This window comes from Streptomyces sp. NPDC051173, assembly GCF_040689515.1.
Taxonomy (GTDB): domain Bacteria; phylum Actinomycetota; class Actinomycetes; order Streptomycetales; family Streptomycetaceae; genus Streptomyces.
In genome coordinates this window covers 1-13,705 of sequence record NZ_JBFBBD010000054.1, presented here as the reverse complement: position 1 = coordinate 13,705, position 13,705 = coordinate 1, and the positions used below count along the sequence as shown (strand labels likewise).

Below are 13,705 nucleotides of genomic sequence, written 5' to 3'. Positions count from 1 at the left end.
AGAGCGGCCTCCCGGCCGGGCCCCGGGCGGCGGGAACCCGGACGCCGGACCTCACGGTTCCGGGGGCCGGCGACTCAAGCGCGCTGCCCGGCAGTGGCCAGTACGGGGTAGTCGGAATAGCCCGTCTCCCCGCCCACGTACATCGAGTAGCCCTCCCGCACCTGGTTGAGCGGGGCGTCGAGGCGCAGGCGGTCGGCCATGGGTCTCCCCCTCGTCGATGCCGTTGACGGTGTTCCCGGGGGAGATCCGCAGGCCCACCCGCTCGGGGCCGATCGCCTCGGCCGCGGCGCGGACGACCTCGTCGACGAACCGTACGCGCCGGGCGGCCGGACCGCCGTAGGCGTCCGTCCTGTGGTTGGTGTTCGCGGACAGGAACTGGTGGAGGAGCTGGCCGTTGGCCGAGTGCACCTCGACCCCGGCGAAGCCCGCCGCGACGGCGTTGCGGGCCGCCTGCGCGAAGTCGGCCACGGTCGTGCGTATGTCGTCCGCGGTCATCTCGCGGGGCACCACCGAGGGGCGGCGCCCGGCCGGGGTGTGGATCGTCTCCGGGAGCGGCACGGGCGACGGCGCGAGGGGCGTCAGCCCGCTGTTGTCCGGGTGGCCGACCCGTCCGCCGTGCTGGAGTTGGAGGAACATCCGCCCGCCCTCCGCCCGTACGGCGTCGGTGACCCGCCGCCATCCGGCCACGTGCTCGGGGCGGTGGATCGCGGGGATGCCGGGGTAGGTCTGGCCGACGGCGTCCAGGCGCTCTTCACCGCCGGTCTGAACAGCACGCGGATCGGGCACTTGCTGCCCTGCATGCGGGACGCCGACGGCGGCCCGTCCGAGCGGGCCACCGGCCGGCTCCTGGCCGAACTCGCCGAGGAGCGGCGGCGCATCGACCGCCTGATCGCCGACCTGGTCCGCTCCCGCGAGGTCCTGGACGAGGCCATCGAGGCGGCGTCGGAGCCGGTCGAGCAGGCGTCGGCGGGCCTGCGGCGCTGACCGGGGACGGGCAGGCGCGGGGGCGCGTCGCCTCGGCGACGCGCCCCGAGCGGACCGGTCAGCCCTGCGCGGCCGCGGGCCGCCGTGCCGACGCGATCAGGTAGCCCATCTCCGGCATCTCCAGGTTCTCGCCCTCGGCCGGCTTCAGCTTCGCGAAGACCTCGGGGTCGATCTTGGAGGCCAGCTCGCTCATGTTCTCGGCGAGCGCCTTGCCGAGCCGCTTGACCGACTGCCGGGTGGTGTTCTCGCTGACGTCGAGGACCTCCGTGCAACGCAGCCCCGCCTCGCGCATCAGCGTGGGGTACGCCTCGAAGGACGCCGGCGACTGCGTGAGGTAGCGCTTGAGGATGGCCTCGATGACCGGGCGCCGGGCCTCCGAGATCTGCTCCCGCTCGTAGTTGTCCGTGAGCGTGAGGCGGCCGCCCGGGCGCAGCACACGGGCCGCCTCGGAGAGCGCCGCCTTGCGGTCGGGCATCTGCATGACCGACTCCAGCAGCCACACGGCGGAGAAGGAGGCGTCGTCGAAGGGCAGGTTCATGGCGTCACCGTGCAGGAACGTGACCTTGTCGCCCACACCGGCCGCCGCGGCCGCCTCGTTGGCCTTCTCGACCTGCTTGAGGCTGACGCTGACGCCGACCACCTCGGCGCCCGTCACCTGGGCGAGCCTGATCGCCGGGCCACCTACGCCACAGCCGATGTCCAGCACCCGGTCGCCGGGGCCGACCTGGAGCCGCTGGATCATCATGTCGGTGAGGCGGTTGGCCGCGTCCTCCAGGCCGGTGGTGTCCTCCTGGCTGTCCCAGAAACCGACGTGGATGTTCGGCCCGTACAGCGAGGCGTCGAACGCGCCCACCAACTGGTCGTAGAACTCGCCGACCTGCTCACCGACGGGCGTGAAAGTCGAAGACGTCATGGTGTTTCTCCCGAGATATGCGATCTGTGGATATGTGATCTGTGCAAACGGAGAGCCTTGGCGCGGCACGCGGAACGCGTGCACGCCCTTCCGGCTCCCTCTTTTCTCTCACGTCGAGCGATGGCGGGCCCGGCCGGATGCCGGGCCCTCGCATCACACGTTCTCCGCAAGCCAGTCGAGGACCGCCTGCGCGGTGGCGCCGGCGTGGTCCTCCATCATGGTGAAGTGGTTGCCGGTCACTTCGAGCCGGGTGAGCCCGGCGCCGTAGGCCGATTCCTCGTCGGATCCCTGCGCCGACCCGGTGAAGGCGTCCTCGGCCTTCACCGCCAGGATCGGTGCGCTGATCGGCGCCGGCCCCCAGTCCGAGAAGAGGCGCATGTAGCCGCCCATCGCGGTGAGCCTGCTTTCGTCCACCGCTCCGAGCATCCGCTCACGCTCGAACATCTGCCCGGACAGGTTGGTCTGGATCCACGGCAGCGCCTCGCTGCGGGGCAGATAGGTGTCCAGCATCACGACCGCGGACGGTGCGGTGCCGCGCTCCTCCAGCCACCCGGCGACCGCCTGGGCGATCCAGCCGCCCGAGGAGCGGCCGACGAGCACGAACGGGCCGTCCCCGACACAGCGGAGCACCGCCTGCGCCTGCATCTCCACCACCGCGTCGATGCTGGCCGGGATCAACTCGCCCTTGCCGAAGCCGGGTTCGGGCAGGACGGTCACGTCCCGGCGCCCCCGGAAACCCGCGGCGAAACGAGCGTACTCGCGGGGACCGGAGATGGCCACCAGCGACGGGAAGCACACCAGCCCCGGCGCCGTGCCGCCCTTCGACAGCCGGACCAGCTTGGGCACGGCCGTCAGCTCGGCGGCCGTACGGAACGTCGGGCGCAGCCGGGCGGCCGCCATCAGCAGCTGGGTTCCCGCGACGTACTGCCCGTCGGCGCACGCCTGCCGGTACAGCGACTCGATCGTCGAACCACCCTCGCCGCCGGTCCCCGTGGCCGCCGCCGGAGACCCGGCGGTCGCGCCCTGGTTCCCCGCGGAGCCCGGCAGCAGCTGGGTACGCAGGTGCTCGGCGAGTGCGGCGGGCGTGCTGTGGTCGAAGAGCAGTGTCGCCGGCAGGGTGAGACCGGTGACGTGGTTGAGCCGGTTGCGGATCTCCACCGCGGTGAGCGAGGTGATGCCCACCTCCAGGAAGGCGTGGCCGTCCTCGATCCCTTCCGGTGAGTCGTGGCCGAGCACCGTCGCGGTGTGCGCGCGTACCAGTTCGGTCAGGGTCCGGACCTGCTCCGCCGCCGTGAGTCCCGTGAGCCGCTGCCCGAGCGGCACCTGTCCCGCGTCGTCCCCGCCCGGGACGGAGCCGGTGTCGGCGACCCGGCGCACCGGAACCCGGACGAGTCCCCGCAGCAGGGCGGGAGTCCCGACCGAGGCCGCCTGTGCCCGCAGGGCGGCGAGGTCCAGGCGCATCGGCACCAGGAGCGGGTCCGCCGCCTCGGGGCCGTCGCCCGCCGGGGCGGACGCCTCCGCGACCGCCAGGTCGAAGAGGGCCAGCCCCTCCTCGGAGGTCAGCGCGGTCACTCCGGACCGGCTCAGCCGCCTGACGTCCTCGTCCTCCAGGTTCCCGGTCATGGCGCTGCGTTCGGCCCACAGGCCCCAGGCCAGGGATGCCGCGGGCAGGCCCGCCGCACTGCGGTGCTGCGCCAGGGCGTCCAGGAACGCGTTGGCCGCGGCGTAGTTGGCCTGCCCGCCGGCGCCGAAGACGCCCGACGCCGACGAGAAGAGCACGAACGCCGAGAGCGGCAGATCCCTGGTCAGCTCATGGAGGTTGACGGCAGCGTCGGTCTTCGGACGCAGCACCGTGTCCACGCGCTCCGGTGTCAGCGACCCGAGGACTCCGTCGTCGAGGACGCCCGCCGCGTGCACCACGCCGGTCAGCGGATGCCCGGCCGGCACGGTGGTGAGCAGCTCCGCGAGGGCGGAGCGGTCGGCGGCGTCACAGGCGGCCAGCCGCACCGACGCCCCCATGGCGGTCAGCTCGTCCAGCAGCTCGGTGGCACCGGCGGCCGCCGGGCCACGGCGGCTGGTCAGCAGCAGGTGTCGTACGCCGTGCCGGGCCACGAGGTGCCGGGCCACCAGGGCCCCCAGGGTGCCGGTCGCACCGGTGACGAGCACCGTCCCGTCCGGGTCCCACGCCGGGGTGGTGACGGTGGCGGGCTCGTCCCCGGAGCCCCGCTCGGGGCCGGCGGTCGCCCGCACCCGCGCCAGCCGCGGTGCCAGGGGCCGCCCCGCACGCACCGCGAGCTGCGGTTCCTCCGCGCCGAGCGCCTGCGGCAGAGCCGCGAAGGATGCCTCCTGGTCGTCCATGTCCAGCAGTACGAACCGGTGCGGGTTCTCCGACTGTGCCGCACGCACGAGACCCCACACCGCCGCACAGGCCGGGTCGGAGACCTCGTCCCCGGGCCGGACGGAGACCGCCCCCCGGGTGACGAACACCAGCCGGGAACCTCCGAAGCGCTCGTCGGCCAGCCACGACTGTGCCAGCCGCAGAGCCCGGTGCACCGCGTCGCGGACCTGCTCGGCGGACAGTGCCCGCGGCTCGCCGGCCGTCTCCGAGGAGAGCGGGACGAACACCAGGTCCGGAGTCCTCCGGCCCGCCGCCACGGACTCCGCCAAGGCGGGCAGGTCCGCATACGTCTCGGCCCGCGCCCCGACGGCACCCGCCGACTTCAGAGCCGTCGGCAGCCGCGTGTCGCCGCCGATCACCGCCCACCCGCCCGGCGAGCCGGTGGTGGCGGCCGCCGCCACCGGGCTCCACTCGAGCCGGAAGAGGGACTCGTGGAACGTTCCGTGCGCCCGGCCGAGCTGTTCCCGGGAGACCGCTCGGGTCACCAGGGAGTCCACCGAGAGCACCGACCGGCCCGACTCGTCGACCGCGGTGAGCGTCACCGTGTCCGGTCCCGCCGGAGCCAGTCGCACCCGCAGTGCGGACGCGCCCGCGGCGTGCAGCGACACACCGTTCCAGGCGAAGGGGAGCCGGACCCGTCCGGTGTTCCCGCCGTCGGCCTGCCCGTCGCGGTCGCCCCGCTCCGGCCCGGCCTCGTCGGCGGAGTCCGGCAGCCGGACGAACCCGCCGAAGGCCATCGCGTGCAGCGCCGCGTCCAGCAGAGCGGGGTGGACGCCCAGGCGCCCGGCCTCGGTCCCCTGCTCCTCGGGCAGCCGTACCTCCGCGAACACCTCCTCGCCCCGGCGCCACACGGCGCGCAGCCCCTGGAACGACGGTCCGTAGCCGAAGCCGCTCTGCGCGAGCCCCTCGTACAGGCCGTCGACATCGACCGCTTCCGCGTCCGCGGGCGGCCACACCTCATCGGTGTCGGCAGGGGCGGTCGATCCGCCGGTGGCGAGCGCACCGGTGGCGTGCCGCGTCCAGGAGCCCTCCTCCCCCTGCGAGTACACGCTGACCGACCGCCGCCCGAGCCCGTCGGGGCCGCCGACGGCGACCTGCAACGGGACGGCCCCGTCTTCGGGCAGCACCAGGGGGGCTTCCAGCGTCAGTTCGTCCACCCGGTCGCAGCCGACCGCGTCCCCGGCCCGCAGCGCCAGCTCGACGAACGCCGTGCCCGGCAGCAACGTCACACCCGCCAACGCGTGCTCGGCCAGCCACGGGTGCGTACGCAGCGACAGACGCCCCGTCAGCAGCGCCCCGTCCGAGGCCGGCAGCGCCACGGCCGCTCCCAGCAAGGGGTGATCGGCAGCGGACAGACCGGCGGCGGACACGTCACCTGTCGCGACCGGCTGGGACTCCAGCCAGTAGCGCCGGCGTTGGAAGGCGTACGTCGGCAGCTCGACGCGGCGGGCACCCCTGCCCTCGAACAGGGTGACCCAGTCCACGGTGTGGCCCTGGACGTGGACCTGGGCCAGCCCCTCCAGCAAGGAGGACGTCTCGTCGCGGCCGGTGCGCAGCACCGGGGAGAACAGCACCTGCGGGGCACTGTCCGGGGCCATGCCGGAGAGCACGCCGTCCGGGCCCAGCTCCAGGCAGGCGGCCACCCCCTGGTCGGCCAGGTGCGCGATGCCGGCGCCGAAGCGCACCGCCTCGCGCACGTGGCGCACCCAGTACTCCGGGTCGCACAGCTCCTGCGCCGTGGCGAAGGTGCCGGTGAGGTTCGACACGACCGGGATCGTCGGTGCTGTGTACGACAGTTGCTCCGCGGTCCGGCGGAAGTCGGCCAGCATCGGCTCCATGAGCGGGGAGTGGAAGGCGTGCGAGACGCGCAGCCGGCGCACTCGACGGCCCTCGGCCCGCCACGCCTGCTCCAGTGCGTCCACCGCCGCCCCGGCGCCGGACACCACCACCGACGACGGTCCGTTGACCGCCGCCACATCCACGTCCTCCCGGCCCGCCAAGGCCCTGCGGACATCGGTCTCATCGGCCTCCACGGCCAGCATCGCGCCACCGGCCGGCAGCGCTTGCATCAACCGGCCGCGCGCCGCCACGAGCGCGCACGCATCAGCCAAGGACCACACCCCGGCCACGTACGCGGCCGCGATCTCGCCGATGGAGTGCCCGGCCAGACAGTCGGGCCTGATGCCCCAGGACGCCGTCAGCCGGTACAGGGCGACCTCCAGCGCGAACAGGCCGCACTGGGTGAACACGGTGGCGTCCAGCGCCTCGCCGTCCTCGAACACCACCTCCCGCAGCGGGCGTTCCAGCAGCGTGTCGAAGTGCGCACACACTTCGTCGAAGGCATCGGCGAACACGGGGAAGGCCGCGTACAACTCCCGGCCCATCCCGGCCCGCTGACTGCCCTGCCCGGAGAACAGCACCGCCAGCTTCCCCGGCACCGCCTGCCCCTGGACGACGCCGGCGGCAGGCTCACCCGCCGCCAGGGCGGCCAGTCCGGCCTCGAAGCCCGCCCGGTCCCCGGCCAGGACCACGGCCCGGTGCTCGAGCGCCGACCGCGACGTCACCAGGGAGAACGCCACATCGACGGGGTCCTTCGCGGCCTCGTCCCGCGTCAACGGCAGCAGCCGCTCCGCCTGCCCCCGCAGGGCCTTCCCGGACTTCGCCGACACGATCCACGGCAGCACGGAGGCCGGCGCCTGCCCGGCCCCGTCACGGTCGTCCGTGACCGCGCCGGACTCCGGCACCCGCTCCTGCGGCGCCTGCTCCAGGATCACGTGCGCGTTCGTACCGCTGATACCGAACGACGACACACCCGCCCGGCGGGGCTCGTCGCCCTCCGGCCACGGCATCGGGTCGGTCAGGAGCCTGACGGCACCCGCGGACCAGTCCACGTGCGGCGAGGGCTCGTCGACGTGCAGCGTGCGTGGCAGCACACCGTGCCGCATCGCCAGCACCATCTTCATCACACCTGCCACACCGGCGGCGGCCTGCGTGTGACCGATGTTCGACTTGATCGAGCCGAGCAGCAGCGGCTGGTCCTCCGGCCGGTCCTGGCCGTAGGTGGCCAGCAGCGCCTGGGCCTCGATCGGGTCACCCAACGTCGTGCCCGTACCGTGCGCCTCCACCGCGTCCACCTCAGTGGCCGACAGCCCGGCACTCGCCAACGCCGCGCGGATGACCCGCTGTTGCGACGGGCCGTTCGGTGCTGTCAGCCCGTTGCTCGCGCCGTCCTGGTTGACGGCGGAGCCACGGACGACGGCCAGCACCTGATGGCCGTTGCGCCGCGCGTCCGACAACCGCTCCAGCAGCAGCATCCCGGCACCCTCGGAGAAGCCGGTGCCGTCCGCTCCGGCCGCAAACGCCTTGCAGCGCCCGTCGGGGGCCAGGCCCCGCTGACGGCTGAACTCCACCAGCAGGGCCGGCGTCGCCATCACCGTCGCACCGCCGGCGAGGGCCAGCGAGCACTCGCCCTGGCGCAGCGACTGGGCTGCCAGGTGCAGCGCGACCAGCGAGGACGAGCAGGCGGTGTCCACCGTCACCGCGGGCCCCTCGAACCCGAAGGTGTAGGAGATACGGCCCGAGGCGATGCTGCCGAGGCTGGGAGAGCCGGGCGTGCCGTCAGGTCCCTGCAGGTGGCCGTAGTCGTGGTGCATGATCCCGGCGAACACACCGGTCTGGCTGCCGCGCACCGACGCCGGATCGATCCCGGCCCGCTCCAGCACCTCCCACGACGTCTCCATCAGCAACCGCTGCTGCGGATCCATCGTCAGCGCCTCACGCGGCGAGATCCCGAAGAACCCCGGGTCGAACTCGCCCGCGTCGTAGAGGAAACCGCCCTCCCGGGCATAGGCAGTGCCCTTGTGGTCGGGGTCCGGGTGGTAGAGCGCCTCCAGATCCCAGCCACGGTCGTCCGGGAAGCCGGATATCGCATCGGCACCCTGGGTGAGCAGGGACCACAGCTCTTCCGGGGCTCGCACCCCGCCGGGGAAGCGGCAGCTCATGGCGACGATGGCGATCGGCTCGTCGACGGCCGTGGCCACAGTGGCGGCCGGAGTCGCGGTACGGGGCACGACCCCGGCATGCGCCGACACCAGCCCGTCCAGCAGATGGCGGGCGAGCACCACCGGGCTCGGGTAGTCGAAGACCAGCGTGGCGGGCAGCCGCAGATCCGTGGCCGTGTTCAGCCGGTTCCGCAGCTCCACCGCCGTCAGCGAGTCGAACCCGAGCTCCTTGAAAGCACGGTCGGATACGACCTCTTCACCCGCGGCGTAGCCCAGGACCGCGCCGACGTGGGTGCCGACCAGGTCCAGCACGGCCTGCTGCTGCTCGGCTTCCGGCAGGTTCGCCAGGCGTTGCCACAGGGCCGAGGTACCGGCATCGCCGCCGGAGGCCCGCACAGCACGGCGTGCGGGGACGCGCAGCAGGTCGCGCAGCAGCGCGGGCACCACCCCGGACGCGGCCTGGGCGCGCAGCGCCGGCAGGTCCAGGCGTACCGGCAGCAGGACCGCTTCGGCCATGGCCGAGGCGGTGTCGAACAGCGCCAGGCCCTCGTCCGACGTGAGCCCGGCGACCCCGCCGCGACGCATGCGACGCACATCCCCGTCGCCCAAGTGGCCGGTCATGCCGCTGCGTTCGGCCCAGAGACCCCAGCCCAGCGACACCGCGGGCAGACCGCTCGCCCGCCGGTGAGCCGCCAGAGCGTCGACGAACGCGTTCGCCGCGGCATAGTTGCCCTGCCCGGCGCCACCGAACGTGCCGGCGGCGGACGAGAAGAGCACGAACGCCGAGAGATCGAGACCCCGGGTCAGCTCGTGCAGGTGGAGGGCCGCGTCGACCTTCGGCCGCAACACCGCATCGACCTGATCCGGCGTCAACGACTCGACGATGCCGTCGTCCAGCACACCCGCCGCGTGCACGACTCCGGTCAGCGGATGCCCGGCGGGCACGCCGTCCAGGAGCTCCTTCAGAGCCGCCCGGTCCGACGTGTCGCAGGCCGCTACGGTCACCGAGGCGCCCAGCGCGGTCAGTTCCGCCGCCAGCTCGGGCGCACCCGTCGCCTCCAGGCCCCGCCGGGAGACCAGCAGCAGATGCCGCACGCCATGCCGCACGACCAGGTGCCGCGCCACCAGAGTGCCCAGCGTGCCGGTCGCACCGGTCAGGAGCACCGTGCCCTCCGGCTCCCAGCCCGGACCGGACTCCGCACCAGTCACCGCGGCACGCGCCAGCCTCGGGGCGAACAACTCACCCGCCCGCACAGCAACCTGCGGCTCCCCGCAAGCCAGCACCGCATCCAGGACACCGGCGGGCGCCTCACGCCCGTCCAGATCCACCAGCACAAACCGATCCGGATGCTCCGCCTGCGCCGACCGCACCAGCCCCCACACCGCAGCCGCCGCCAGATCAGGCACATCCTCACCCGGCACAGCCACCACGGCACCCCGCGTCACGACAACCAGTCGCGACCCGGCGAACCGAGGCTCGGCCAGCCACCCCTGCAGCATCTCCAACGCGCGCCGCGTAGCACCCCGCACATCGGCCGGGTCACAGATGTCCGCAGCGGTGCCGTCCGAAACCCCCGCGAAGGGGGCCATCACGACATCCGGAACGCTCGCCGCACCCGCTTCGACCGCCGCCCGCAGCTCCACCAGGCCCGGATGGACCGTGACGCCTGTCCCGGCCACGCCCAGCGCGTGACCGAAGTGCGGCGTCGCGGTGCCGAGTGTCACCCACCGGTCCGTCGCCGCCGGCACCCCCGGCTCCGCGGGTCGCGTCGGGACGCTTCGCCACGCGACACGGAAGAGCGCCTCGTGTGTGGTGTCCGCCGCAGCCCCCAGCTGTTCCGGTGACACGGTACGCGTCACCAGAGAGGTCACCGCGGCGACCGGCGCCCCGGTGCTGTCCGTGGCGAACAGGGACACCGCTTCGGGCCCGGCCGGGGCGAGCCGTACGCGCAGCGCGTCCGCACCCGTCGCGAACAGGGACACCCCACCCCACACGAACGGAAGAGCAGGACGCCGGTCGCCGGCCTTCCCCTCCTCATCCGCCGGACCCGACGCCACAGCATGCAGCGCGGAGTCCAGCAGGGCAGGGTGCAACCCGAAGCGGCTCGCGTCGGCACGCTGCTCCTCGCCGAGGACGACCTCGGCGAACACCTCGTCGCCACGACGCCAGACCGCCCGGACACCCTGGAAGGCCGCACCGTACTGCAGGCCCGCTCCCGCCAACCGCTCGTACAGACCGTCCACCGCGACCGGCTCCGCACCGGCCGGCGGCCACACGCCCGGATCCGGCGTATCGGCCGTCTCGGCTCCGGGGGCCAGCACGCCGGAAGCGTGTCGAGTCCACGCCGCGTCGGGCTCGTCGTCCCGACGGGAGTACACGCCCAGCTCACGCCGCCCGTCGTCCCGCGGGCCGTCCACGACCAACTGCACCTGCGTCGCGCCGCCGTCGCGCAGCACCAAGGGGGCTTCCAGCGTCAGCTCGTCCACCCGGTCGCAGCCGACCGCGTCCCCGGCCCGCAGCGCCAGCTCGACGAACGCCGTGCCCGGCAGCAACGTCACACCCGCCACCGCGTGATCGGCCAGCCACGGATGCGTACGCAACGACAGACGCCCCGTCAGCAGGAACCGTTCCGCGTCCGCCAAGGCCACGACCGCTCCCAGCAACGGGTGATCGGCAGTGGAAAGTCCGGCCGAGGACACATCACCCACTACGGCGGGCTCCGGCTCGAGCCAGTAGCGCCGGCGTTGGAAGGCGTACGTCGGCAGCTCGACGCGGCGGGCGCCGGTGCCCTCGAACAGCGTGCTCCAGTCGACGCTCGCGCCACCGACGAACGCTTCGGCGGCGGAGGTGAGGAAACGCTGCCAGCCGCCTTCCCCCCTGCGCAGGGAACCCACCGCGGTGATGGCCGCGTCGTGGGTCTCGGCGGCCTGCTCCACCCCCATCGTCAGCACCGGATGGGCGCTCGACTCCACGAACAGCCGGAAACCGTCGCCCAGGAGCGCGTCCACCGTCTCCGCGAAACGGACCGTCCGGCGCAGGTTGCGGTACCAGTAGCCGGCATCCAGGTCCGTGGTGTCCAGCAGCGAGCCGGTCACGGTCGAATAGAACGGCACTGTTCCCGCGTGGGGAGTGATATCCGCGAGGTCACGCGCCAGCACCTCCTCGATCTCCTCCACATGGGCGCAGTGCGAGGCGTAGTCCACCGCGATACGCCGGGCACGGACACCGTCCGCCTCGCACCCGGCGAGCAGCTCCTCCAGAGCGTCCGTGTCCCCGGACACGACGACCACGGCGGGGCCGTTGACCGCTGCCACCGCCAGCCGGTCGCCCCACTCCGACAGCCGCTCCCGCACCGCCTCCACGTCCAGCGAGACGGACACCATCCCGCCACGGCCGGACAGCACCCGCAACGCCTTGCTGCGCAGCGCCACCACCTTCGCCGCGTCCTGCAACGACAGAGCCCCGGCCACACAGGCCGCCGCGATCTCGCCCTGCGAATGCCCGATCACCGCGGCGGGCTCGACACCCACCGACCGCCAGACCTCGGCGAGGGACACCATCACCGCCCACAACGCCGGCTGGACGACGTCGACCTGGTCCAGCCAGGCCGCCTCGCTCTCTTCCTCCCGCAGGATGCCGGTCAGCGACCAGTCCACGAACGGCGCCAACGCCGCCGCGCACTCCCCGATCCGCTGCGCGAACACCGGGGACTCCTCGAGGAGTCCGGCCGCCATGCCGACCCACTGCGAGCCCTGCCCGGGGAACACGAACACAGCACGCCCGTCACGGCCTGCCGCGCTCCCCTGCACCACACCGACGGTCTCATGGCCCTGTGCGAACGCGTCCAGGCCGCCGGTCAGCACATCCCGGTCTCCCGCCAGGACCACGGCCCGGTGCTCGAAGGCGCTGCGAGCCGTCGCCAGGGAGAACCCGACATCCACGGCCGACAGCTGCGGCAGCTCTCCCACATGCGCGGCCAACCGCTCCGCCTGCCCCAGCAGCGCTGCCTCGGACTTGCCCGACAGCACCCACGGCACGACCGCCGGCGGCACGGCCTGAGCCGGCTCCTCCTCGGATGCGGGCACGGGCGCCTGCTCCAGGATCACGTGGGCGTTCGTGCCACTGATGCCGAACGACGACACACCCGCGCGCCGCGACTGGCCGCTCCCGGGCCACGGCGTGGCCTCGGTCAGCAACTCCACCGCACCCGCGGACCAGTCCACGTGCGGCGAGGGCTCGTCGACGTGCAGCGACCGCGGCAGCACACCGTGCCGCATCGCCAGCACCATCTTCATCACACCTGCCACACCGGCGGCGGCCTGCGTGTGACCGATGTTCGACTTGATCGAGCCGAGCAGCAGCGGCTGGCCCTCGGGCCGGTCCTGGCCGTACGTGGCGAGCAGCGCCTGGGCCTCGATCGGGTCACCCAACGTCGTGCCCGTACCGTGCGCCTCCACCGCGTCCACCTCGGCAGCCGACAAGCCTGCGCTCGCCAGCGCGGCCCGGATCACCCGCTGCTGCGACGGACCGTTCGGCGCCGTCAACCCATTGCTCGCACCATCCTGGTTCACAGCCGAGCCACGCACGACCGCCAGCACTTGGTGACCATTGCGCCGAGCATCCGACAGACGCTCCAGCAGCAGCATCCCGGCACCCTCGGAGAACCCCGTGCCGTCCGCACCCGCCGCGAACGCCTTGCAACGACCGTCAGGAGCCAGCCCACGCTGACGGCTGAACTCCACGAACAACGCCGGCGTCGCCATCACCGTCACACCACCGGCAAGGGCCAGGGAACACTCCCCCTGACGCAGCGACTGCACCGCCAGATGCAACGCCACCAACGACGACGAACACGCCGTGTCCACCGTCACCGCAGGACCCTCGAACCCGAACGTGTAGGACACACGGCCGGAGACGATGCTGCCGGGGCTCGGGGAGCCGGGCGTGCCGTCGGGGCCCTGGAGAAGGCCGTAGTCGTGGTGCATGATCCCGGCGAACACGCCGGTCTGGCTGCCGCGCACCGACACCGGATCGATCCCGGCCCGCTCCAGCGCCTCCCACGACGTCTCCAGCAACAACCGCTGCTGCGGATCCATCGCCAGCGCCTCACGCGGCGAGATCCCGAAGAACCCAGGATCGAACTCACCCGCGTCGTGGAGGAATCCGCCCTCGCGGGCGTGGATCTTCCCCGGCACGTCGGAGTTCGGGTCGTACAGCTCGTCGATGTTCCAGCCGCGGTCGTCGGGGAACGCGGACATGGCGTCGCTGCCGTGTCCGAGCAGCTGCCAGAGCTCCTCGGGCGTGCGCACACCACCGGGGAAGCGGCAGCTCATCGCCACGATGGCGATCGGCTCGTCGACAGGCGTGGCCACAGCGGCGGCCGGAACCACCGCACCGGGGACGACCCC

Annotated in this window: 2 protein-coding genes and 2 pseudogenes; 1 reads left to right on the top strand and 3 read right to left on the bottom strand. The window is 73.2% G+C overall.

Annotated elements, in window-relative coordinates; translation table 11 throughout:
• Positions 1 to 74: 74 nt before the first annotated feature.
• A pseudogene (locus AB0435_RS24425) lies at positions 75 to 741 on the bottom strand (alkene reductase); the annotation flags it as partial.
• Here AB0435_RS24425 and AB0435_RS24420 point away from each other — a divergent pair.
• Positions 739 to 984 (top strand): annotated as a pseudogene (locus AB0435_RS24420) (MerR family transcriptional regulator); the annotation flags it as partial. The pseudogenes AB0435_RS24425 and AB0435_RS24420 overlap by 3 nt on opposite strands.
• 58 nt (positions 985 to 1,042) lie before the next feature.
• Here the strand turns inward: AB0435_RS24420 and AB0435_RS24415 are convergent.
• The gene (locus tag AB0435_RS24415; RefSeq protein WP_366007086.1) at positions 1,043 to 1,897 is read right to left on the bottom strand and encodes a methyltransferase domain-containing protein; all 855 of its coding nucleotides are present in this window, start codon (positions 1,895 to 1,897) and stop codon (positions 1,043 to 1,045) included.
• A gap of 153 nt (positions 1,898 to 2,050) precedes the next feature.
• Positions 2,051 to 13,669 (bottom strand): type I polyketide synthase, encoded by an 11,619-nt coding sequence (locus tag AB0435_RS24410; protein WP_366427951.1) that lies wholly within the window; start codon positions 13,667 to 13,669, stop codon positions 2,051 to 2,053.
• Positions 13,670 to 13,705: the final 36 nt, after the last annotated feature.

What these genes read in the sequence shown, in the direction of transcription:
- AB0435_RS24415 (WP_366007086.1), bottom strand. Translation starts at nt 1,897, where the DNA reads ATGACGTCTTCGACTTTCACGCCCGTCGGTGAGCAGGTCGGCGAGTTC.